Raw genomic sequence first — 20885 nt, 5'->3', positions numbered from 1 at the left:
AGATGTGTATAAGAGACAGCCTGCAGACAGGACACTAGCCAGCCGCGACCAGAAGGCGTTTCGCCGAGCACAACGGGGGTCGGTGCCGCCGGGGCACTGCCCGGCGCGGGCCGCGCGCCGTCGGCGCCGAAGAGAAACCAGCCATAAACCGCTCTACCTGGCGCGAGTCCGAAAAGGCGACGGGGTGAACAGTGGATGAAAATACGGCAATTGCGTCGCTGGGTCGCTTCCGGTGAATAAAAATCTCATGGGCGCATAAATTGCGATTGCGACGAATGAGGCCTTGGCCAAGACGTCCCCACGGAAAGGCACGGCCGCCCGAGCTCGCGATGACCGGGCTCGAGACGTCTTTGTCTGGGTTACATGCGATCTGCTTACGCCGACTGGAGCACCGATCGGCTGCAAGCGATACGTCGGAACTCATACAGTCTTCAAAGAAGTTATGTGGGTGCTATGAATCCCTTACTCGAAAGGCGGCGTCCCGAGACGAGCTTTCGGGGGACGGCGGACGGTTTGGTGGCAAAAAGACCATGGATTCCCCGGAGCACTTCCAGGGTGAAGCCACCGCCATTTCGCGTTATCCATATTCAATTCAAAGAATTCATGTAATTCGTAGAATTCGTAACCGCGTGACATGGACGAGGACCGGGGCGACTCTGCGCGCAGCGCTATGGAACGCCCGGCAAACCGGGCCAGGCGAGAGTTGCTGAGTGCCCGGGTTTGCCAGGCGCGGTACGACGCGTCCGCAAATGCGCGACGAGGCTAAGCGTCTTCCAGCAGATCCGGTGTGACCGCCGATTCGGTGTCCGGGATGCCCTCGATCTTGGCCTTGCGGTCGGCCATCGACAGCAACCGGCGAATGCGGCCCGCCACAGCATCTTTCGTCATCGGCGGGTCGGCGAGCCGCCCGAGCTCCTCCAGCGAGGCCTGCCGGTGCTCGACGCGCAGCTTGCCGGCGGAGGCCAAATGGTCGGGAACGGTGTCGCCGAGGATCTCCAGCGCGCGTTCCACCCGGGCGGCCGCGGCGACCGCGGCCCGCGCCGAGCGGCGCAGGTTGGCGTCGTCGAAGTTGGCGAGCCGATTGGCCGTCGCCCGCACCTCGCGGCGCATCCGGCGCTCCTCCCAGATGAGCCGGGTGTCCTGCGCGCCCATCCGGGTCAGCAGGGCGCCGATGGCCTCGCCGTCGCGCACCACCACCCGGTCGGCGCCGCGCACTTCGCGGGCCTTGGCGCTGACGCCGAGCCGGCGCGCCGCACCCACCAACGCCAGCGCGGCCTCCGGCCCGGGGCAGCTGACCTCCAGGGCCGACGACCGTCCCGGCTCGGTGAGCGACCCGTGCGCCAGAAAGGCTCCGCGCCAGGCGGCCTCGGCGTCGGCGATGCTGCCGCCCACGACCTGGGCGGGCAGGCCGCGCACCGGCCGGCCGCGGTTGTCGAGCAGGCCGGTCTGGCGGGCCAGCGCCTCACCGTCGTTGGCCACCCGCAGCACGTAACGGGTGGTCTTGCGAATCCCGCTGGCCGACAACACATGCACAACGGCGTTGTAGCCGTAGAGCTCGAAGATGTCCTTGCGCAGCCGCCGCGCGACATTGCCGAGGTCCACCTCGGCCTCCACGACCACCCGACCGCCGACGATGTGCAACCCGCCGGCGAACCTCAGCAGCGACGTGACTTCGGCGCGCCGCGCGCTGACCGACTTCACGACCAGGCGGCTGAGCTCGTCCTTGACTTCGGTCGTCATCGCCACGCGTCGTCACCCCTTGGTCCGCTGCCGGCCGGTCCTCTTGCACCGGTCTGTGGGCTTGCACTGTCGACCCGAATGTCCGCGGTGGCCGTGACCGGAGGCGCTCCCGGGCCGTTGCGGGCCGCCCGGACCCCGTCCAGGGCCGCCGCAAGCTTGCCTGGATCATGTAAAGGTGTACCAGGTCGGGCCACGTCGACGAAGTGGACCTCGGCCGAAAGCAGCGTCGCCGTGCGGCGCAGCTGTTCCCGCTCCCGCTCACTGGGCACCCGCTCGGCGTCGATGATGATGTCGTGCACGGTGAACCCCGGGGCGTGCTGGGCCAACACGTGCAGATGACGCTCGACGGAAAACCCGGCCGTCTCCCCCGGCTCGGCCACCAGATTGAGCACCAGCGCGCGCCGCGCGGTGGTGGCCCGCAGCGCCGCCGCCAACCCCGGCACCAGCACGTGCGGGATCACACTGGTGAACCAGGAGCCCGGACCGAGCACCACGAGGTCGGCGGCCATGATCGCGTCGACGGCCTGCCGGGTCGCCGGCGGATCGGGCGGCAGCAGCCGCACCCGGCGCACCTTGCCCGGTGTGCTGGCGATCGCCACCTGGCCGCGAATAAGCCGGAACATCCGTGGATCTGACTCCAGGCCGGACACGTCGGCCTCGATCTGCAGCGCGATCGGGCACATCGGCAGCACCCGGCCCTTCACGCCCAGGATGCGGCCCAGCTCGTCGAGGGCGGCCACCGGGTCGGCGAGTACCTCCGAGAGCCCGGCGAGCATCAGGTTGCCGATCGGGTGGCCGGCCAACGCCCCATTGCCCCCGAAGCGATGCTGCAGGATGGTCGCCCACAACCGCCCATGCGGGCTGTCGGATGCCAAGGCCGCCAACGCCATTCGCAGATCTCCCGGGGGCACGACGTCCAATTCGCTGCGCAGCCGCCCGGAGGAACCGCCGTCGTCGGCGACGGTCACCACGGCGGTGACGTGCGGAGTCAGCCGGCGCGCCGCCGACAGCGTGGCGTACAGGCCGTGGCCGCCGCCCAGCGCGACGATGCTGTTGTTGGTCGAGGGATCCGTCGGCGCGCTCATTCGCGACCCAAATCCCGGTGCAGCACCCGCACCGACAATTGGGCATCGGCCGTCTGGGCCTTCAACTGCCGCATCAGCGCCTCGGCGATCGCCACGCTGCGGTGCTTACCCCCGGTGCACCCGATCGCAACCGTCATGTAGCGCTTGCCCTCCCGGCGGTAGCCGTCGACCACCAGCGAGAGCAACCGGTGGTAGGCGTCGAGAAAGTCCGCGGCGCCGGGCTGGCTCAGCACGTATTCGCTGACCGCCGGGTCCTGTCCGGTGAGGGGACGCAGCTCGTCGACCCAGTGCGGGTTGGGCAGGAACCGCACGTCCATCACCATGTCGGCGTCCATCGGCAGGCCGTACTTGAAGCCGAACGATTCGAGGGTGATGCTGATCGACGTGCTGGCGTCGCCGCCGAACGCGCGCTCGATGCTCTCCCGCAGTCCCCGCACCGACAGCGTCGAGGTGTCGATGATGAGGTCGGCCGTCGCGCGCACCGGGGCCAGCATCCGCCGCTCGGCGGCGATGCCCTCGGCCAGGGTCGCCTCGCCCTGCAGCGGGTGGCTGCGGCGGTTCTGCTCGTAGCGGCGCACCAGCATGTCGTCGGACGCCTCCATGAACACCACCCGCGGCGCGATGTTGCGGGTGGCCAGCTCGGTGCGCACCGAATCGAGATCGCCGGTGAAGCCGCGCGAGCGCACGTCCATCACCACCGCCAGGCGGGTGATGCGCGACCCCGCGTCCATGCCGAGATCCACCATCCGCGTGATCAGCTGGGGCGGCAGGTTGTCGGCGACGTACCAGCCCAGGTCCTCGAGCACCTTGGCCGCAGTACCCCGCCCGGCGCCCGACAACCCGGTCACCAGGACGACGTCGATGCCGGCCCCACCCTCCGGGCGGGCCTGGGCCGGGTTGCCCTCCGCCACGTCACCCGTCATTCGGCTGCTCCGGGCCGCTCGGGCGCAACGCCTCCAGGACGGCGGTGGCGGTGGCCACTCCGATTCCGGGAACGGCCGTGATCTGGTCGACGGTGGCCTCCTTGAGGCGGGCTATGGATCCGAAATGGGTCACCAGCGCCTTGCGGCGATGTTCCCCTAATCCTGGCACCGAATCCAGCGCCGAGGCGGTCATTCGCTTCGATCGCTTGCTGCGATGGTAGGTGATGGCGAACCGGTGCGCCTCGTCGCGAATGCGCTGTAGCAGGTAGAGCCCCTCGCTGTTGCGCGGCATGATGACGGGATCGGGCTCGGAGGGCACCCAGATCTCTTCCAGCCGCTTGGCCAGGCCGATCACCGCGACGTCGGTGATGCCGAGGTCGTCGAGCACGGCGCTGGCCGCGTTGACCTGTGGGGCGCCGCCGTCGACGACGTAGAGGTTGGGCGGGTAGGCGAACCGGCGCGACTTCCCTTCGGGCGACAGCATATTCGGATCGTTCTGTTCGCTCAGGTGCCGCGCGAACCGGCGGCGGGTCACCTCGGCGATGGAGGCGACATCGTCGGAGCGGCCCTGGCCGGCGGCTTCGCGGATGCCGAAGTGACGGTAGTCCGACTTGCGCGGCAGGCCGTCTTCGAACACCACCAGCGACCCCACCACGTCGGTGCCCTGCACGTGGCTGATGTCGACGCATTCGATGCGCAGCGGCGCGTCTGCCAGCCCAAGGGCTTCCTGAATGTTCTGCAGCGCAGCCGATCTGGCGTTGAAGTCACCGGCCCGCTTCAGCTTGTGTTGCTGCAGCGCCTCTTTGGCGTTGCGTTGCACCGTTTCGGCCAGCGCCCGCTTGTCGCCGCGCCGCGGCACCCGCAGCGCGACCCGGGAACCGCGCAGGCCCGACAGCCAGCTGGTCAATTCCTCGGAGTTGGACGGCAGGCAGGGCACCAGCACCTCGCGGGGAACCGGATTGACGGATTCGTCGGCCGAGCCGCCCAGCTCCGCCTGCTCACCGTAGAACTGCGTCAGGAATTGCTCGACCAACTGCTCCTCCCCGGAATCGCCTGGGTCCGCGGACTTTTCGACGATCCAGCCGCGCTGGCCGCGGACCCGGCCGCCGCGGACGTGGAACACCTGCACCGCCGCCTCGAGTTCGTCGTCGGCGAAGGCGACCACGTCGGCGTCGGTGCCGTCGCCGAGCACCACGGCCTGCTTCTCCATGGCGCGCTTCAGGGCGGACAGGTCGTCGCGCAGCCGCGCGGCCCGCTCGAAGTCGAGCCGCTCGGCCGCGGCGTTCATCTGCTGTTCCAGCTCGCGGGCGAAGCGGTCGGTCTTGCCGGAGAGGAAGTCGCAGAAGTCGTCGACGATTTGGCGATGCTGCTCGGCGCTGACCCTGCCGACGCAGGGCGCCGAACACTTGTCGATGTAGCCGAGCAGGCACGGGCGGTCGATCTGCTTGTGCCGCTTGAACACACCGGCCGAGCAGGTGCGGGCCGGGAATACCCGGGTCAGCAGGTCCAGGGTTTCCCGGATGGCCCACGCGTGCGAGTACGGCCCGAAGTAGCGCACACCCTTGCGGCGCGGGCCGCGATAGACCATCAGTCGGGGAAACTCTTCGCCCAGGGTGACGGCCAGCACCGGGTAGGACTTGTCGTCGCGGTAGCGGACGTTGAACCGCGGATCGAACTCCTTGATCCAGTTGTATTCGAGCTGCAGCGCCTCGACTTCGGTGTTGACCACCGTCCACTCGACCTTGGCGGCGGTGGTCACCATCTGCCGGGTGCGCGGATGCAGGGCGGAGACATCCTGGAAGTAGGACGTCAGCCTGCTGCGCAGGCTCTTGGCCTTACCGACGTAGATGACCCGCCCGTGCACGTCCCGGAATCGGTAGACGCCCGGCTCGACCGGGATGGACCCGGGCGGGGGGCGATACGTGGCGGGATCTGGCACCCATCCAGGCTAGTAGCCGCCGGCGCCATGCCGGTCCGTCGGGAGCACCGCGCCGCGGCGCCGGATCCGGGGCCCTGGCGGGGGCGGCCCTGTAACGCATTCGCGCGGTCGCGCGATGAATTAGGGAGGCCGCCGACCGATCCGCCAGTTTTGCGAAATTGCCGATGACCTCGGGTTATGACGACCAAGCGCCGGTGTGGACGGTTTGTTCTGGCTACCAAGGGGGTAGCTGGACGTACAGTGGGTGGCAATCGATGGAGGGAGTCCACAGATGTTCAAGCGCTCGTTGACCAGGCTCGCGATCGGGGTTGGCGGTCTGGCATTGGCGTCGACCGCCGCGGCCGGGGTCGCATCCGCTGCCCCCGATTACGGCCCCATGATCAACACGACCTGCAGCTACGACCAGGCGATGCGGGCGGTGCACGCGGAAAACCCGATGGCCGCTCAGTACCTCGACCAGTCGCCGCCGAACCAGCAGTTCTTGCAGCAGTACCTGGCGTCGACGCCGGATCAGCGCGTGAACTTGCTGCACGCCATCGAGCACAACCAGGGCGCGCAGCAGGCTTTGCCGATCTTCCAGCAGATGATGACCGACTGTAAGAACTTCTGACCCGTCCACCTGAAGGGCTATCCGCGCTCGCGCGGATAGCCCTTTCAGTGGGTGTGCAGGTCGGGCCGGTACCGCGCCAGCAACGACCGCACGGTGTCCATGGCGCTGACCGCGCGCTCCTTGTCGACGGCCTGGATGGCCATCACCGGGATGTATTCGTCGTCGGGTAGGTCGATGCGCGCCCAGCGATTACCCACCGGGAACGAGACGCCCGCCACGTCCGGCCATTCGATCAGCTTGTCGCCCAACAGGTTGCGCACCGAAATCCCCGCCGCACCGACCCGGAGCCGGGGCCGGGCGAACAGCAACACCACCCCGGCCAGCACCAGACCCAGCAGCGCCATCGCCACCTGGTCGCTGGTCTGGAAAACCACCCCGGTGGATCCGGTTTTGAGTAGAAAGCCGATCGCGATGTGCACCGCGATCAGGATGACCGCCGCGCCGTAAACGAATATCGGCGTGCGGTGCGGACGCAATTCGACGTCCCAGTGCTCGGGGTCGGTCACGACCGAGCGCGCAGGTCACGCAGCGTGAGGGCGGTCTGCAGGGCCGCCGCGGTCGCCTGGGCGCCCTTGTCCTCGGCCGATTCCGGAAGGCCGGCCCGATCCAGGGCCTGCTGCTCCGTGTCGGTCGTGAGCACCCCGTTGGCCACCGGCGTCGACGCGTCCAACGAAACCCGGGTCAACCCCTGCGTCACCGCGTCGCACACATAGTCGAAATGTGGTGTCTGACCGCGGATCACCACGCCCAGGGCGACCACGGCGTCGTGGTTGCGGGCCAATTCCTGTGACACCACCGGGATTTCGATCGCGCCGATCACCCGGACCACCGTCGGGTCGTCGATGCCCGATTCGGAGGCCACCTTGCGCGCGCCGGCCAGCAGCGCATCGCAGATCTCGGCGTGCCAGGTGCTCGCGACGATGGCCAGCCGCAGACCCGATGCGTCCAGCGGTGGAAACTCCGGCACGCCCGCCGCTGGGCTCACAAAGCACCGCCGAATTCGCCCGGCAAATGGACGGATTCGTGGAAATCGTCCAGGCCGGCCAGGTCGTGGCCCATCTTGTCGCGCTTGGTCATCAGGTAGCGAATGTTCTCCGCGTTGGCGCGCACCGGCAGCGGCACCCGCTCGATGATGTGCAGCCCGTAGCCGTCCAGCCCGACGCGCTTGGCCGGGTTGTTGGTCAGCAGCCGCATCGAGCGGACCCCGAGGTCGACCAGGATCTGCGCCCCGATTCCGTAATCCCTTGCGTCGGCGGGCAACCCGAGTTTGAGGTTGGCGTCGACGGTGTCCTCGCCGGCGTCCTGCAGCTGGTAGGCCTGCAGCTTGTGCATCAGCCCGATGCCGCGGCCCTCGTGGCCGCGCATGTAGAGCACGACGCCGCGCCCTTCCCGCGCGACCATCGCCATCGCCGCGTCCAGTTGGGGCCCGCAATCGCAGCGGCGGGAACCGAACACGTCACCGGTCAGGCACTCCGAGTGCACCCGGACCAGCACGTCGTCGCCGTCGGCGTTCGGCCCGGCGATCTCGCCGCGCACCAGCGCGACGTGTTCGACGTCCTCGTAGATGCTCGCGTAGCCGATCGCGCGAAACTCGCCGTGCCGGGTCGGAATCCGGGCCTCAGCGATGCGCTCGATGTGCTTCTCGTGCTTGCGCCGCCACTCGATCAGGTCGGCGATGGTGATCAGCGCGAGGTCGTGCTCGTCGGCGAAGACCCGCAGCTCGTCGGTCTGCGCCATCGAGCCCTCGTCCTTCTGGCTGACGATTTCGCAGATCGCGCCCGCCGGTTGCAGGCCCGCCATCCGGGCCAGGTCGACGGCGGCCTCGGTGTGGCCGGGGCGGCGCAGCACGCCGCCGTCCTTGGCGCGCAACGGAACCACGTGACCCGGACGGGTGAAATCGTTGGCGACGCTGGCGGGATCGGCCAGCAGGCGCATCGTCGTCGCCCGGTCCGAGGCCGAGATCCCGGTGCCCACGCCGTTTCTCGCGTCCACGGTGACGGTGTAGGCGGTCCCGTGCTTGTCCTGGTTCACCGCGTACATCGGCAGCAGCCCCAGCCGGTCGCAGATCGCGCCGTCCAACGGCACGCACAGGTACCCCGAGGTGTAGCGCACCATGAACGCCACCAACTCCGGCGTCGCCTTTTCCGCGGCGAAGATGAGGTCGCCCTCGTTCTCGCGGTCCTCGTCGTCGATGACGACCACGGCCTTGCCCGCCGCAATGTCGGCAACCGCCCTCTCGACGGAGTCCAACCTCGTCATCGTCGTTACCTTGCTGTCTCAGGGGTTCCGGGAGCCCATGTGTTGCATTCAGTATGAACCACCGCGGGGGCCCGGCTATTGCGATGCTGTTCACAGGGACCGCGGGCGCAGCCCAGCGACAGGCCGACTGCGGCGAAACGCCTCCCTGATCGCGGCCAGCAATCTACGCTGACCGGCATGAGCATCGCAGTGAGACTGGCGGTACCGGTCGTGACCTCGATATTCGCGGCCGGACTTGGAGCGGGTATCGCCTGCCCGCAACGCGCGACGGCCGACGCGTGCGCCGACGTCGGCGGTCGGCATGTGAGCGTCGGCGGCTGCACCGACCCGGGGCGCTGGGGTAACTGGGTCCTTCCGGCCGGTGCGACGACGGTCCCGCCGCCCGACGCGCCACCGCCGTGCTACACCCCGTCCGGGGAGCCGTACTGGACGCCCCCGGGCGAGCCCTGCTGACGAGGCAGCCGGCCTAGCGCGCCATCAGCCGCTCGACGTACTTGGCGATGACGTCGACCTCGAGGTTCACCCGCGTTCCGACCGGGGCCCGGCCCAGGGTGGTCAGCTCCCGGGTGGTGGGGATCAGCGAGACCTCGAACCAGTCGGCGCCGAGCCCCGAGACCGTCAGTGAGATGCCGTCGACGGTGATCGACCCCTTCTCGACGACGTAGCGGGCCACCGCCGCGGGGATCTGGATCCGCACCACTTCCCAGTGCTCCGACGGCGTCCGGGCGACGACCTGGCCGGTCCCGTCCACGTGCCCCTGCACGATGTGCCCGCCGAGCCGGCTGTTGACCGCCGCGGCGCGCTCCAGGTTCACCGGGCTGCCCACCTGTAAGGCGCCCAGGTTGGACCGGTTGAGGCTCTCGGCCATCACGTCGGCGGTGAACTGCCCGTCGGGCAGCAGCTCCGCGACGGTCAGGCAGACGCCGTTGACGGCGATCGAATCGCCGTGCCCGGCGTCGGAGGTGACGACCGGCCCGCGGATGGTCAGCCGCGCGGCGTCGGCCAGCACCTCGCGGCCCGTCACCTCTCCGAGCTCCTCGACAATTCCGGTGAACATGCCAATCAGGTTAATCGGACGCCCGAACGCGGCGGCGGCGCTGGTGAGCAGGCGAAAGCGCCATCGCCGGGCGGCCATTGCGCCCCCGCGTCTCGAAAGCCGGTCGCGGGCACCCTCTACGATGCAAGGTATGCAGACCCGCCGCCGTATATCGGCCGTCATCGCATCCCTGACCCTCGCCACCGCCTTGATCGCCGGCTGCTCGTCGGGCTCAAAGCAGAGTGGCGCCCCGCTTCCCGACGCCACGACCCTGGTCAAGCAGTCGGCCGACGCCACCAAGAATGTGAAGAGCGTGCACCTGGTGCTGAGCATTCAGGGCAAGATCCAGGGGCTGCCCATCAAGACGCTCACCGGTGACCTCACCACGGCGCCGGCCACCGCCGCGTCGGGCAACGCCACCATCACCCTGGGCGGCTCCGACATCGACGCCAACTTCGTGGTGGTCGACGGCACCCTGTACGCCACCCTGACGCCGAACAAGTGGAGCGACTTCGGCAAGGCCTCCGACATCTACGACGTGTCGGTGTTGCTGAACCCGGACACCGGGCTGGCCAACGCGCTGGCGAACTTCAGCAACGCCAAGGCCGAGGGCCGCGAGACCATCAACGGCCAGAACACCATTCGCGTCAGCGGGAACGTGTCGGCGGACGCGGTGAACAAGATCATGCCGCAGTTCAACGCGACTCAGCCGGTGCCGAGCACGGTCTGGATTCAGGAGACCGGTGACCACCAGCTGGTGCAGGCCAACATGCAGAAGAGCTCCGGCAACTCCATCCAGGTGACGCTGTCCAACTGGGGCGAGCAGGTCCAGGTCACCAAGCCGCCGGTGAGTTCATGAGTTCGCAGACCGGACGCCGCGTCGCGATCAGCGCCGGCAGTCTGGCGGTCCTGCTCGGTGCGCTGGACGCCTATGTCGTCGTGACGATCATGCGCGACATCATGAGCGACGTTCACATCCCGATCAACCAGCTGCAGCGCATCACCTGGATCATCACGATGTACCTGCTCGGGTACATCGCCGCCATGCCGCTGCTGGGCCGCGCGTCCGACCGGTTCGGCCGCAAGCTGGTGTTGCAGGTCAGCCTCGCGCTGTTCATGGTGGGGTCGGTGGTGACCGCGCTGGCCGGGCACTGGGGCGATTTCCACCTGCTGATCGCCGGCCGCACCATCCAGGGTGTGGCCAGCGGCGCGCTGCTGCCGGTCACCCTCGCGCTGGGCGCCGACCTGTGGGCGCAGCGCAACCGGGCCGGCGTGCTCGGCGGCATCGGCGCCGCGCAGGAACTCGGCAGCGTGCTGGGCCCGCTGTACGGGATCTTCATCGTGTACTTGTTCCACGACTGGCGTTACGTGTTCTGGATCAACGTCCCGCTCACCCTGATCGCGATGGCGATGATCCAGTTCAGCCTGCCGTCGCACGAAAAGGTCGAGAACCCCGAGCGGGTCGACCTGGTCGGCGGCGTCCTGCTCGCGGTCGCCCTGGGCCTGGCCGTCATCGGCCTGTACAACCCGCAGCCCGACGGCAAACAGATCCTGCCGAGCTACGGCCTGCCGCTGGTCATCGGGGCGGTCGTGGTCGCGGTGCTGTTTTTGCTGTGGGAACGGTTCTCCCGCACCCGGCTGATCGAGCCGGCCGGAGTGCACTTCCGCCCGTTCCTGGCCGCGCTGGGCGCCTCGCTGGCCGCGGGCGCGGCGCTGATGGTGACGCTGGTCGACGTGGAGCTGTTCGGCCAGGGCGTGCTGCAGATGGACCAGACGCAGGCCGCCGGGCTGCTGTTGTGGTTCCTGATCGCGCTGCCGATCGGGGCGGTGCTGGGCGGCTGGATCGCCACCCGGGTGGGTGACCGCGCCATGACCTTCGTGGGCCTGCTGATCGCGGCCTACGGGTACTGGCTGATTCACTACTGGCGCCAGGACGTGCTGAGCCAGAAGCACGACATCTTCGGGATCGTTCAACTGCCCGTTTTGCACGCCGACCTGTTGGTCGCCGGTGTGGGCCTCGGCCTGGTGATCGGGCCGCTGACCTCCGCGGCGCTGCGCGTGGTTCCCTCGGCCCAGCACGGCATCGCGTCGGCCGCGGTGGTGGTGGCCCGGATGACGGGCATGCTGATCGGCGTCGCCGCGCTGAGCGCGTGGGGCCTGTACCGGTTCAACCAGATCGTGGCGGGGTTGACGGCGGCGATACCGCCCAACGCCTCCCTGCTGGAGCGCATCGCCGCTCAGGGGACGATGTACCTCAAGGCGTTCGCCATGATGTACGGCGACATCTTCAGCGCCACCGTCGTCATCTGCATCGTGGGAGCGCTGCTCGGCCTGCTGATCGGTGGCCGCAAGGAACACGCCGAGGAGCCCGAAGTTGCTGAGCCGCAAGCCGTTTCGTTGGGCGAACGGTAGCCGCTAGTCGCCCCACGGCACCAGGCTGAGCACGAGATCCGGCCCGAGCCGGTCCACTCCGTCGAAATGCCAGCGCAACGCCCGCGCGATGGTGGGCACCCCGACGTCGTCGACGACGGAGATCGGGCCGCCCAGCAGCGTCGGCGCGACGTACGCCAGGATGCGGTTGACCGCGCCCGCCCGCAGGAACGCGCCGGCGAGGGTGGGACCGCCCTCCAGCAGGACGTCGGTGCGATCCGAGAGCGCCTTGATCACCTCCGTGGGGTCGTGCGTGCGAATCACCATGGTCCGCGAGTCGTCGTTGAGAACCTTTGCCTCCGAGGGTATTTCGCGCATGCCCACCACCACGCGCAGCGGTTGCCGGTCGGCCAGCGAGCCGTCGGGCAACCGGGCGGTCAGCGCGGGATCGTCGGCCAGCACGGTGCCGGTACCGACCACGATCGCGTCGGCAATGGCGCGGCGGCGATGCAGGTCCAGGCGCGAGGCCTCGCTGGAGATCCATTGGCTGGTGCCGTCGGCCGCGGCGCTGCGGCCGTCGACGCTGCCGGCGTATTTCCAGGTCACGTGCGGCAAGCCGGTCCGCTGCTTGTGCAGCCACTCCCGCAGCGGCCCGCCGGCCACTTCGTCGGCGAGGACGCCGGGCGTCACCCGCACGCCCGCTTCTGTCAGCCGGGCCGCGCCGCCTGCGGCGGTCGGGTTCGGGTCGGCGACGCCGTACACCACCGCACCGACTCTCGCGTCCAACAGGGCGTCCACGCAGGGCGGGGTCCTGCCGTAGTGGTTGCAGGGCTCGAGGGTGACCACCGCCGTCCCGCCGGTCGCGAGGTCGCCGGCCCGCCGCAACGCCAGCACCTCGGCGTGGTCACCGCCCGCGGGCTCGGTGCCGCCGACGCCGACCACAACGCCGTCGGCGTCCAGGATCACCGCGCCCACCGGCGGGTTCGGGTAGGTGGTGCCCTTGACCTGATTGGACTGCCCGATCGCCAGGCGCATGGCCGCGTCGAGGCTATCCACGGGCTGATTCATCGGCGCAGGTGCGGTGACGCGGCGGCGGCCTGCCGCCGCAGCGCCTCGACGGCGGCCTCCGGGTCCTCCGCGCCGTAGACGGCCGACCCGGCGACGAAGCAGTCGACGCCGGCCTCGGCGGCCTGCTCGATGGTCTCGTCGTTGATGCCGCCGTCGATCTCCACCAGGATCGTCAGCTCCCCCGCGTCGATCAGCTTGCGCGCGGTGCGGACCTTGCTCAGCACCTCGGGGATGAAGCTCTGCCCGCCGAAGCCGGGTTCGACCGACATGATCAGCAGGGTGTCGAACTGGGGCAGGATCTCCAGGTACGGCTCGAGCGGGGTGCCCGGCTTGACGCTGATGCCGGCCTTGGCGCCCGCGGCGCGGATGTCGCGCGCCACCCCGACCGGGTTGTCGGTGGCCTCGGCGTGGAAGGTGACGTTGTAGGCGCCGGCCTCGGCGTAGCCGGGCGCCCAACGGTCGGGGTCTTCGATCATCAGATGGCAGTCCATCGGGATGCTCGTGGTGGCCAGCAGGCTCTCGACCACCGGCAGGCCGATGGTCAGGTTCGGCACGAAGTGGTTGTCCATTACGTCGACGTGCAGCCAGTCCGCGCCCACCACCGCGGCCGCCTCGTCGGCGAGCCGCGCGAAATCGGCGGACAGGATGGACGGCGCGATCAGGGGCCTACCGGTGTTGTCAGGCATGTGCGCCACACTACTGAGCCTTGGCGGCGGCTTCACGCGGGCAAGCGGCGCGTCACCGTGCGGCCCCTACCCCGCTTCGCGGCGCAGCGCCGCGGCGAACATCGCGTCGGTGCCGTGCCGGTGCGGCCACAGCTGCACGTGCGGCCCATCCCCCAGCCCGGTGACCGGATCGAACAGCGGCCGCGTGTCCAGCGCGCTCACCGGGTGCCGGCGCAGCGCATCGGCGACCACCCCGACTGTTTCGGCCAGGTGGGGCGAGCAGGTCGCGTAGAGCACCACCCCGCCCGGCCGGGTCAGCGCGATCGCGGCGCCCAGCAGCTCGCGCTGCAGCTTGGTGAGCGCCGGCACGTCGGCCGGCTGACGCCGCCAACGCGCCTCGGGTCGGCGCCGCAGCGCGCCCAGCCCGGTGCAGGGCGCGTCGACGAGCACCCGGTCGAAGGTCGGCTCGAGCCCGCTCTGCCGCCCGTCGACCCGCAGCACGTCGACCGGCAGTCCCCGGGTGTTATCGGCCACCAGATCGGCGCGGCGCGGGGCCGGTTCCACCGCCGTGACGCGCGCACCCGATGCGGCCCCGAGCGCGGCCAGCAGCGCCGTCTTGCCGCCCGGTCCGGCGCACAGGTCCAGCCACCGGCCGGCGTCGTTTTCGACGCTCGCCAGGGTCAGCGCCCGCGCCACCAACTGGCTGCCCTCGTCCTGGACCAGGGCGGCGCCGTCGCGCACCGGCGCCAGCCGGCCGGGGTCACCGCCCGGCAGGTACACCGCATACGGCGAAAACCGGCCAACCGTGCCCGAGACCGCATCGGCCAGTTCCTTCGCGGTGAGCACCCCGGGCCGGGCGGCCAGGTGCACGACGGGCCGTTCGTCGTCGCTGGCCAGCACCGCGTCGAGCTCGGCCGCGTCCGTCCCCAGCGCGTCGGCGAAGGCCTGGGCGATCCAGCGCGGGTGCGCGTGCACGAAGGCGGCGTGCCCGACCGGATCCCGCGACGGGTCGGGCGCCAGCTCCGCGACCCAGGACTTCTCGTCCCGGGCGGCGATGGCCCGCAGCACCCCGTTGACGAAACCCGCTCGTGCCGAATCGAATTCGATCCCGGCCTGTTCCACAGTCGTGGACACCGCCGCGTAGGTGTCGACGCGGGTGCGCAGCAGCTGGTAGGCGCCGAGCCGCAACAGGTCGAGCAGCACCGGGTCGATGGTGTCCGGGGAGCGGCCCGCGGCGGCGCCGATGACCGCGTCGAGCAGGCCGCGGGTGCGGCAGGTGCCGTAGGTCAGCTCGGTGGCGAACGCGGCGTCCCGGCCGCTGATTCCCCGGTCGCGCAGCAGCGCGGGCAGCGCCAGGTTCGCGTAGGCGTCCCGCTCGCTGACCGCCCGCAGCACGCCGAACGCGGCGGCGCGCGCGGGGTCGAGCGGCCGGCGCCGCCTGCCGCGCCCGCGGTCCGATTGCCGGGGCCGGCTCATGTCGCCCGCGTCGCGGGATCGAGACGCGCGCCGCGGGCCCAGTCGACGGCGTTCATGAGTTTCTTTCCGGGCGGCTGTATCTGGCCCAGCCGCACGGCTTGTGAACCGGTGCCAACCCAGACGTTCTTGCGATCGACGTGAATTGCGCCGGGCGTCAACGGCTCTGGGCCATCGGCGTCGATGAACACCGGGCCGAGCTTGATGCGCAGGTCGCCGATCAGTGTCCAGGCGCCGGGATTGGGTGTGACGGAGCGGATCCGGCGCTCCACGACGTGCGCCGGCAAGTCCCACTGCACCCGGGCCTGCTCGACGGTGATCTTCGGCGCGATGCTGACGCCGTCGGCGGGTTGCGGTCGCGGCGTCAACGTTCCATCGGCGATGCCGTCCAGGGTCGTCGACAGCAACACCGCACCCGAAACGGCCAGGCGCTCAAGCAGTTCCCCCGCGGTGTCGGTCGGTCGGATGGTCTCGGTGACCACCCCGTAGACCGGGCCCGAGTCCAGGCTGGGCTCGATCCGGAACGTCGTCGCCCCGGTGATGGTGTCCCCGGCCGCGATCGCCGCCTGCACCGGCGCCGCCCCGCGCCAGGCGGGCAGCAGCGAGAAGTGCAGGTTGATCCACCCGTGCGGGGGCACGCCGAGCAGGCCGTCGCGCAGCAACGCGCCGTACGCCACGACCGCGCAGCAGTCCGGCGCCAGTTCCGACAGTTCGGCGACGAACTCGTCCGAGTTCGGCCGCGCCGGCCGCAGCAGCGGGATGCCCCGGTCAAGCGCTTCGCGGGCCACCGGCGACGGCTGCGGCTTGCCGTGCCGGCCGACGGCGGCGTCGGGCCGGGTCAGCACGGCGATCACCTCGTGACGGGGCGAATCGATGAGTTGGCGCAGCGCGGGCAGCGCGGGTTCGGGGGTGCCGGCGAAGACGAGGCGCACCGGCACAGTCTAGAAAGCCGCACCCGCGCCCTGACTTTAACTTGCGTGGGTACATTATTTCTGATGCATACTGTTTCTAGCGGTTAGCTTCTATCCCGGCCGGCCGCACTGCCGTGCTAGGGACAACGACGTCGAGTGGGCAGTCCTTTCCTTACCCTCAAGGAGGCCTGATGACTCTCGACACCACTATCAGCGACGCCGCTCCCCATCGCGCGGTGTGGGCGCTCGGCGACTACGCCCTGATGGCCGAGGAAGTGATGGCCCCGCTGGGCCCCGTCCTGGTCAAGGCCGCCGGCATCCGACCGGGCATGCGGGTGCTCGACGTCGCGGCCGGGTCCGGCAACATCACGCTGCCGGCCGCCGCGACGGGCGCGGCCGTCGTTTCCAGCGACCTCACCCCCGAGCTGCTGCAGCGGTCGCGGGCCCGGGCCGCCGCGCACGGGTTGACCATCGACTACCGGGAAGCCAACGCGCACGCCCTGCCCTTCGGCGACGGCGAGTTCGACGTCGTCATTTCCGCGATCGGCGTGCAGTTCGCGCCGCAGCAGCAGCGGGCCGCCGACGAACTGGTTCGGGTCTGCCGGCCGGGCGGGACGATCGGCGTGATCAGCTGGACCCCGGAGGGGTTTTTCGGTCGGATGCTCGCCACCATTCGGCCCTACCGGCCCAGCCTGTCGCAGGCCGTACCGCCGGCCGCGTTGTGGGGGCGCGAGGGCTACGTCACCGGACTGCTCGGCGATCGGGTGGGCCGGCTGACGGCGGTGCGGGGCCTGCTGGAAGTGAACCGGTTCGACACCGCGGAGGCGGTGCACGCGTACTTCAAAAACCACTACGGCCCGACGATCGAGGCGTATGCGAACATCGGCCACAACGGCGTGCTGGCCGCCGAGCTCGACGCCCAACTCATCGAACTCGCGCAGCAATACCTCACCAATGGCGCCATGAAGTGGGAGTACCTGTTGGTCACCGCCGAGAAGCGCTGAGCGACACTACAAATCGATGTCGGCGTCCATGTGCACGTCGGGCTCTCCGCCGGCGGCGGTGAACGAGGTCAGGGCCCGCACCAGGCCGTGGCGCTCCGCCGGCGGCATCTTCTCGACGATGGTCGCGATCTCGTTGCGCCGGTACGAGGTGACCTGACGCACGACCTCCCGCCCCCGCTTCGTCAGCGCGGCGAGCAGCTCGCGCCGCGACGTGGGGTGCGGGAGGCGGTCGATCAGTCCGGCCGCGACGAGCCGATCGACCATCCGCCCGGTGGCCGACGGTTGCACGCCGAGCAAACCGGCCAGCGTCGCCAGGTTGACCGGGCCGCGATTGGACAGGATCACCAGCGTGCGGAATTGCGGGATCGTGATGGTCTCGTCGACCTGGCCGATCGAGCGTGCCGAGATGGCAACCAGCAAGCGGGAAGCCGTCAGCAAAGCGTCGGTAATTGCATCGAGCGACTCGTCCGCCGTGGTCGCGTTCTCCGCTGCCATCTCGCCCCTCTCCGGAGAATCTCCGGCCTCTCGGTGGCTAAAGAAGTGGAAGTGTAACAACCTTCCAATATCGTAGTCAGGCACTATTTCCGACGCATACTATCCCCTTTGGCAAAATTTGGGGAGGTCATCCGATGTGCAACGGGTCGATCTGCACCCGGACCGGCTCGTGGGCCTGGCGCGCGGACAGCACGCTCACGCCACGGCGCAGCGACGCGGCCAGCGCCAGGCCCTGCTCCCGGCGGGCACGCACCAGCATCCGCGTCACCGGCACCCCGGGCGGGGTGCCCGCCGGGCGGCGCACGCCCGCCGGCAAATCGACCGGCCCCAGCACATCGGCCCCGTCCGGCAACCCGGCCTCGTCCAGCAGCGCCGCCACCGCTTCCGCGGCACCGTCGAGGGCCGCGATGTGCACGCTCGGCGGCAGGCCCACTTCGGTCCGGGCCGCCAGGTCCGAATCGGCGTGCCCCACCGGATCCCAGCGGATCAGCGATTGCACTGTGGGAATTGAAGATTCGGCCACCACCAGCACCATGCCGCCGTCCCCGCGGGCCCGCACCAGCGCCGCGGCGCTCATCCAGCGCCACAGCGCGTCCTCGGCGGCGCGCAGGTCCTGGCGGCCCAGCAGCGCCCAGGTATCCAACAACAACGCCGCGCCGTAGCCGCCGGACGCGGCGGGCTCGGCGCCCGGGGTGGCCACCACCAGGGCCGGGCCGGCGGCGACTTCGGGCACGACGCCGTCCCCCGACGAGGTGATCACGGCGGTACCGGGAAATGCGCGGCCGAGCTCCTCGGCCGTGCGGCGCGCCCCGACCACCACCGCGCGGACGGCGTCCGACCCGCAGCGCGCGCAGCGCCGCGTCGGGTCGATGCGCCCGCACCACCGGCAGACCAGCGCCTGGCCGCCCTCCTGCAACGACAGGGGGCCGGTGCAGTGCCGGCACCGCGCGATGGTGCGGCAGCGCGCGCACGCCAGCGACGGGACGTAGCCGCGCCGGGGCACCTGCACCAGCACCGGCGCCCCGGCCTCGAGCGCCGCCCGGGCGGCGCGCAGGGCGATGGACGGAATGCGCGCGGTGCGCGCGGCCGGGTCGCGTTCGTCGGCGTAGCCGGTGTCGTCGAGGGCGACCACCCGCGGTGTGCGGGCGCGCACCACCGCCCGGGGCGCGACGATGTCGTGCGCCCAGCCGCTGCGCACCAGCGCCTGCGCCTCGGCGGTGCGCGCGTAGCCCCCGATCAGCGCCGCGCACCGCGCCTGATGCGCGCGCAGCATCGCCACCTCCCGGGCGTGCGGGTAGGGGGCGCGCGGCTCGGACAGGGTGTCGTCGGCGTCGGCCCACACCATGACCAGGCCCAGGTCGTTCAGCGGCGCGAAAACCGCACTGCGCGTGCCGATTACCAGCCGCGCGTGGCCGCGCAGCGCGGCGAGCCACCGCCGGTAGCGGGCGGCCGGGCCCAGCCCGGCCGAAAGCGCCACCACGGCCGCCTCCTCGACGCGCGCGGTCGCGGCGCGCCACAGGGTGTCCAGGTCGCGCTGGTCGGGCACGATCGCCAGCACCGACCGGCCGGCGCGGATGGTCTGGGCGGCGGCCTCGGCGAATCGGTCCGCCCAGGACTCCCCCGGCAACGCCTGCCAGACCGCGCGCGCGGCCCGGGATTCGGCCAGCGCGTCCAGGAACTGCGCGCCCCGGCCGTACGCCTCCCACGCCGACGGGTCGACGGGCGCGGGCAGCGCCGGCCGCGGGACTTCCGCGGCTTCCCGCTCCACCCGGGCGTGCCGGGCAGGCACCGCCAGGCGCAGCACGTCCGGCCGGGTCCCGGCGTAGCGGGCCGCCACCGCGTCGACCAACCGGCGGATCTCGGGGGTCAGCACCGGTTCGGCCGACACGACGCGGTCCAGCCAACCCAGCTTCCCGGGGTGGTCGGTGTCGTTGCGGCGCTCGAGCACGAACGCGTCGACCAGCCGGCCGTGGAACCGCACCCGCACCCGCACCCCCGGTTGGGCGTCGTCGGACTGCTCGGCCGTCACCAGGTAGTCGAACTCACGGTCCAGGTGCGGCACCGAGAGCATCGGCAGCACCCGGGCGATGGGTTCGACCTCACCGGGCGTGCGCGGGCCGCCGCTCACGGCGCCCTACACAATCGAAATGGGTTGTCGTCCAACGCCTTTACCGTCCGGCCCGGAACGGTCAGCCCTCGGCCGGCGCCGGGTCGCCCGCGTCGGCCGGCGCCTCACGGCCGAAGAAGAACCCCGCCGTCATGAGGATCAGCGCCGCGGCGTACGACCACCAAATCGGCACCGCCAGTGCCTCGTTGCCCAGGATGAAGCGGCCGATGGCGATCAGCGAATCGGACGCCGCGAAACACACCGCCCCCACCGCCGTCCAGATCGTCGGCAGCTGCGCCAACAGGGCGGCGCACACCATCGCGGTCAGCACCATAATGTAGGCCGTCACGGGGAGGGCCAGTTTGCCCAGGTGCGGCCAGAACCACGCCAGCAGCGCGATGGTGGCCAGGCACATGGCGACCACGGCAGCGATGCGCGGCCTGGACGGGCGCCTGGCCACCAGCGGCAGCAGCGCGCCCAGGAAACACAAGTGGGCCAACAGGAATGCGGCCAGGCCCACGACGAAGGACTGGGTCCACCACGGAATCGCCAGCGCCCAGTCGCCGACGGCCGACAGCAGCAGGGCGGGCATCAGCCACCGCCGCTCGCGGACAACGGCGTGGCCCACCGCGGCGGCCGTCAGCAACAACGCCATCGAGGCCTTGAACAGCGGCTGCAGCACCCAATGCCCGGTCAGCTCGGTTCCCGGCGGCGAGCCCAGCGCCAACACCGTCAGGTAGACGCCGTAGCCAAGCGCCGCCCAGCCGGCCACCACCCAGCCGCCGAGCACCAGACGAGATGCGTACGGTACCTCCATGCCAAGCTTGGACAACACAGCCGACGAAAAGCCCGCGATCGACCCCATCCTGCAGAAGGTACTGGATGCGGTTCCCTTCCGGCTATCCACCGACGACGGCGTTGACGCGGCGCGGCAGCGCTTCCGCGACCTGCCCCGCCGGCCGCTGCACCCGGAGCTGCGCGTCGAGGACCGGGCCATCGCCGGCCCGGCGGGGCCCGTCGGCGTCCGGATCTATTGGCCGCCAATCGAATCCGAGAGCACCGTGCCGCCCGTCGTGTTGTATTTCCACGGCGGGGGCTTCGTCGTGGGCGACCTCGACAGCTACGACGGCACGGCTCGCCAGCACGCGGTCGGCGCCGACGCCATCGTGGTGTCCGTCGACTACCGGCTGGCCCCCGAAC

21 protein-coding genes are annotated in these 20885 nt (G+C 70.4%); 6 read left to right on the top strand and 15 right to left on the bottom strand.

Annotation, left to right across the window (positions count from 1 at the left end; genetic code table 11):
• Window positions 1–762: 762 nt before the first annotated feature.
• Genes whiA through uvrC form a run of 4 tightly spaced genes read right to left on the bottom strand, consistent with a single transcriptional unit; the run spans window position 763 to window position 5687 of the window.
• The gene (whiA, locus tag WU80_RS18785; RefSeq protein WP_102419857.1) at window positions 763–1740 is read right to left on the bottom strand and encodes a DNA-binding protein WhiA; all 978 of its coding nucleotides are present in this window, start codon (window positions 1738–1740) and stop codon (window positions 763–765) included.
• The gene (gene yvcK / locus WU80_RS18780) at window positions 1737–2825 is read right to left on the bottom strand and encodes a uridine diphosphate-N-acetylglucosamine-binding protein YvcK (RefSeq protein WP_055403750.1); all 1089 of its coding nucleotides are present in this window, start codon (window positions 2823–2825) and stop codon (window positions 1737–1739) included. The genes whiA and yvcK overlap by 4 nt, the downstream gene beginning before the upstream one ends.
• The gene (gene rapZ / locus WU80_RS18775; RefSeq protein ID WP_055403749.1) at window positions 2822–3748 is read right to left on the bottom strand and encodes an RNase adapter RapZ; all 927 of its coding nucleotides are present in this window, start codon (window positions 3746–3748) and stop codon (window positions 2822–2824) included. Before rapZ ends, yvcK begins: the two co-directional genes overlap by 4 nt.
• Entirely contained in the window at window positions 3738–5687 is a 1950-nt protein-coding gene (gene uvrC, locus WU80_RS18770; RefSeq protein ID WP_055403748.1) for an excinuclease ABC subunit UvrC, read from the bottom strand. The genes rapZ and uvrC overlap by 11 nt, the downstream gene beginning before the upstream one ends.
• A gap of 271 nt (window positions 5688–5958) precedes the next feature.
• On the opposite strand from uvrC, the gene WU80_RS18765 reads away from it, so the two are divergent.
• Window positions 5959–6297, top strand: a complete 339-nt coding sequence (locus WU80_RS18765; RefSeq protein WP_055403747.1) for a hemophore-related protein — start codon at window positions 5959–5961, stop codon at window positions 6295–6297.
• A gap of 44 nt (window positions 6298–6341) precedes the next feature.
• On the opposite strand, the gene WU80_RS18760 is transcribed toward WU80_RS18765, so the two are convergent.
• From WU80_RS18760 to WU80_RS18750, 3 genes are read right to left on the bottom strand one after another with little or no spacing between them, the layout of a single operon-like run.
• Window positions 6342–6803: a PH domain-containing protein gene (locus tag WU80_RS18760; RefSeq protein ID WP_055403746.1), complete on the bottom strand. Its 462-nt coding sequence runs from the start codon at window positions 6801–6803 to the stop codon at window positions 6342–6344.
• On the bottom strand, window positions 6800–7282 hold the full coding sequence (gene ribH, locus WU80_RS18755; protein ID WP_055403745.1) for a 6,7-dimethyl-8-ribityllumazine synthase: 483 nt from the start codon (window positions 7280–7282) through the stop codon (window positions 6800–6802). The genes WU80_RS18760 and ribH overlap by 4 nt, the downstream gene beginning before the upstream one ends.
• On the bottom strand, window positions 7279–8556 hold the full coding sequence (locus tag WU80_RS18750) for a bifunctional 3,4-dihydroxy-2-butanone-4-phosphate synthase/GTP cyclohydrolase II (RefSeq protein WP_055403744.1): 1278 nt from the start codon (window positions 8554–8556) through the stop codon (window positions 7279–7281). Before WU80_RS18750 ends, ribH begins: the two co-directional genes overlap by 4 nt.
• A 177-nt stretch (window positions 8557–8733) precedes the next feature.
• On the opposite strand from WU80_RS18750, the gene WU80_RS25540 reads away from it, so the two are divergent.
• A complete protein-coding gene (locus tag WU80_RS25540) occupies window positions 8734–9009 on the top strand; it encodes a hypothetical protein (protein ID WP_231633858.1) in 276 nt (91 codons plus the stop codon).
• 13 nt (window positions 9010–9022) lie between these two features.
• Here the strand turns inward: WU80_RS25540 and WU80_RS18745 are convergent, their stop codons facing one another.
• Window positions 9023–9613 carry a riboflavin synthase gene (locus tag WU80_RS18745; protein ID WP_055403755.1) on the bottom strand — a complete coding sequence of 197 codons (591 nt, stop codon included), beginning with the start codon at window positions 9611–9613 and terminating at the stop codon, window positions 9023–9025.
• Window positions 9614–9743: 130 nt separating this feature from the next.
• On the opposite strand from WU80_RS18745, the gene WU80_RS18740 reads away from it, so the two are divergent.
• Window positions 9744–10451 (top strand): LppX_LprAFG lipoprotein, encoded by a 708-nt coding sequence (locus tag WU80_RS18740; protein ID WP_055403743.1) that lies wholly within the window; start codon window positions 9744–9746, stop codon window positions 10449–10451.
• Window positions 10448–12004 (top strand): MFS transporter, encoded by a 1557-nt coding sequence (locus tag WU80_RS18735; RefSeq protein ID WP_055403742.1) that lies wholly within the window; start codon window positions 10448–10450, stop codon window positions 12002–12004. The genes WU80_RS18740 and WU80_RS18735 overlap by 4 nt, the downstream gene beginning before the upstream one ends.
• Before the next feature lie 3 nt (window positions 12005–12007).
• Here WU80_RS18735 and ribD read toward each other — a convergent pair whose 3' ends face one another.
• From ribD to fmt, 4 genes are all read right to left on the bottom strand, one after another.
• Window positions 12008–13030 (bottom strand): bifunctional diaminohydroxyphosphoribosylaminopyrimidine deaminase/5-amino-6-(5-phosphoribosylamino)uracil reductase RibD, encoded by a 1023-nt coding sequence (ribD, locus tag WU80_RS18730; protein WP_055403741.1) that lies wholly within the window; start codon window positions 13028–13030, stop codon window positions 12008–12010.
• Entirely contained in the window at window positions 13027–13716 is a 690-nt protein-coding gene (gene rpe, locus WU80_RS18725; protein WP_055403740.1) for a ribulose-phosphate 3-epimerase, read from the bottom strand. The genes ribD and rpe overlap by 4 nt, the downstream gene beginning before the upstream one ends.
• Before the next feature lie 66 nt (window positions 13717–13782).
• Window positions 13783–15171, bottom strand: a complete 1389-nt coding sequence (locus tag WU80_RS18720) for an RsmB/NOP family class I SAM-dependent RNA methyltransferase (protein ID WP_055403739.1) — start codon at window positions 15169–15171, stop codon at window positions 13783–13785.
• The gene (fmt, locus tag WU80_RS18715) at window positions 15168–16100 is read right to left on the bottom strand and encodes a methionyl-tRNA formyltransferase (protein ID WP_055403754.1); all 933 of its coding nucleotides are present in this window, start codon (window positions 16098–16100) and stop codon (window positions 15168–15170) included. Before fmt ends, WU80_RS18720 begins: the two co-directional genes overlap by 4 nt.
• Before the next feature lie 170 nt (window positions 16101–16270).
• Between fmt and WU80_RS18710 the strand changes: the two genes are divergently transcribed.
• The gene (locus WU80_RS18710; protein WP_055403738.1) at window positions 16271–17083 is read left to right on the top strand and encodes a class I SAM-dependent methyltransferase; all 813 of its coding nucleotides are present in this window, start codon (window positions 16271–16273) and stop codon (window positions 17081–17083) included.
• A gap of 6 nt (window positions 17084–17089) precedes the next feature.
• On the opposite strand, the gene WU80_RS18705 is transcribed toward WU80_RS18710, so the two are convergent.
• The 3 genes from WU80_RS18705 to WU80_RS18695 form a co-directional block, all read right to left on the bottom strand.
• Window positions 17090–17578 (bottom strand): MarR family winged helix-turn-helix transcriptional regulator, encoded by a 489-nt coding sequence (locus tag WU80_RS18705; protein ID WP_055403737.1) that lies wholly within the window; start codon window positions 17576–17578, stop codon window positions 17090–17092.
• Window positions 17579–17705: 127 nt separating this feature from the next.
• Complete coding sequence (locus tag WU80_RS18700; protein WP_231633857.1) at window positions 17706–19706, bottom strand: primosomal protein N'; 2001 nt, start codon at window positions 19704–19706, stop codon at window positions 17706–17708.
• A 61-nt stretch (window positions 19707–19767) separates the two neighbouring features.
• Window positions 19768–20502, bottom strand: coding sequence for a lysoplasmalogenase (locus tag WU80_RS18695; RefSeq protein WP_055403736.1), 735 nt, complete (start codon window positions 20500–20502; stop codon window positions 19768–19770).
• Between WU80_RS18695 and WU80_RS18690 the strand changes: the two genes are divergently transcribed.
• Window positions 20501–20885 (top strand): alpha/beta hydrolase fold domain-containing protein (locus tag WU80_RS18690; RefSeq protein ID WP_156371801.1); only part of this gene is annotated, 385 nt, incomplete at its 3' end. The two genes, WU80_RS18695 and WU80_RS18690, sit on opposite strands and share 2 nt — an antisense overlap.

Origin of the sequence: Mycobacterium sp. UM_11 (assembly GCF_001414075.1) — a bacterium.
Lineage (GTDB): Bacteria > Actinomycetota > Actinomycetes > Mycobacteriales > Mycobacteriaceae > Mycobacterium.
The sequence above is the reverse complement of the archived record's forward strand: the minus strand, read 5'-3'. Positions and strand labels throughout refer to the sequence as shown.

Bases quoted from the DNA above. Each gene is read 5' to 3' on its own strand.
- WU80_RS25540 (WP_231633858.1), top strand. From the start codon at position 8,734: ATGAGCATCGCAGTGAGACTGGCGGTACCGGTCGTGACCTCGATATTC.
- WU80_RS18710 (WP_055403738.1), top strand. From the start codon at position 16,271: ATGACTCTCGACACCACTATCAGCGACGCCGCTCCCCATCGCGCGGTG.
- WU80_RS18745 (WP_055403755.1), bottom strand. From the start codon at position 9,613: ATGTTCACCGGAATTGTCGAGGAGCTCGGAGAGGTGACGGGCCGCGAG.
- WU80_RS18695 (WP_055403736.1), bottom strand. From the start codon at position 20,502: ATGGAGGTACCGTACGCATCTCGTCTGGTGCTCGGCGGCTGGGTGGTG.
- yvcK (WP_055403750.1), bottom strand. From the start codon at position 2,825: ATGAGCGCGCCGACGGATCCCTCGACCAACAACAGCATCGTCGCGCTG.
- WU80_RS18765 (WP_055403747.1), top strand. From the start codon at position 5,959: ATGTTCAAGCGCTCGTTGACCAGGCTCGCGATCGGGGTTGGCGGTCTG.
- rapZ (WP_055403749.1), bottom strand. From the start codon at position 3,748: ATGACGGGTGACGTGGCGGAGGGCAACCCGGCCCAGGCCCGCCCGGAG.
- WU80_RS18735 (WP_055403742.1), top strand. From the start codon at position 10,448: ATGAGTTCGCAGACCGGACGCCGCGTCGCGATCAGCGCCGGCAGTCTG.
- WU80_RS18705 (WP_055403737.1), bottom strand. From the start codon at position 17,578: ATGGCAGCGGAGAACGCGACCACGGCGGACGAGTCGCTCGATGCAATT.
- WU80_RS18720 (WP_055403739.1), bottom strand. From the start codon at position 15,171: ATGAGCCGGCCCCGGCAATCGGACCGCGGGCGCGGCAGGCGGCGCCGG.
- WU80_RS18750 (WP_055403744.1), bottom strand. From the start codon at position 8,556: ATGACGAGGTTGGACTCCGTCGAGAGGGCGGTTGCCGACATTGCGGCG.
- rpe (WP_055403740.1), bottom strand. From the start codon at position 13,716: ATGCCTGACAACACCGGTAGGCCCCTGATCGCGCCGTCCATCCTGTCC.
- WU80_RS18740 (WP_055403743.1), top strand. From the start codon at position 9,744: ATGCAGACCCGCCGCCGTATATCGGCCGTCATCGCATCCCTGACCCTC.
- whiA (WP_102419857.1), bottom strand. From the start codon at position 1,740: ATGACGACCGAAGTCAAGGACGAGCTCAGCCGCCTGGTCGTGAAGTCG.
- ribD (WP_055403741.1), bottom strand. From the start codon at position 13,030: ATGAATCAGCCCGTGGATAGCCTCGACGCGGCCATGCGCCTGGCGATC.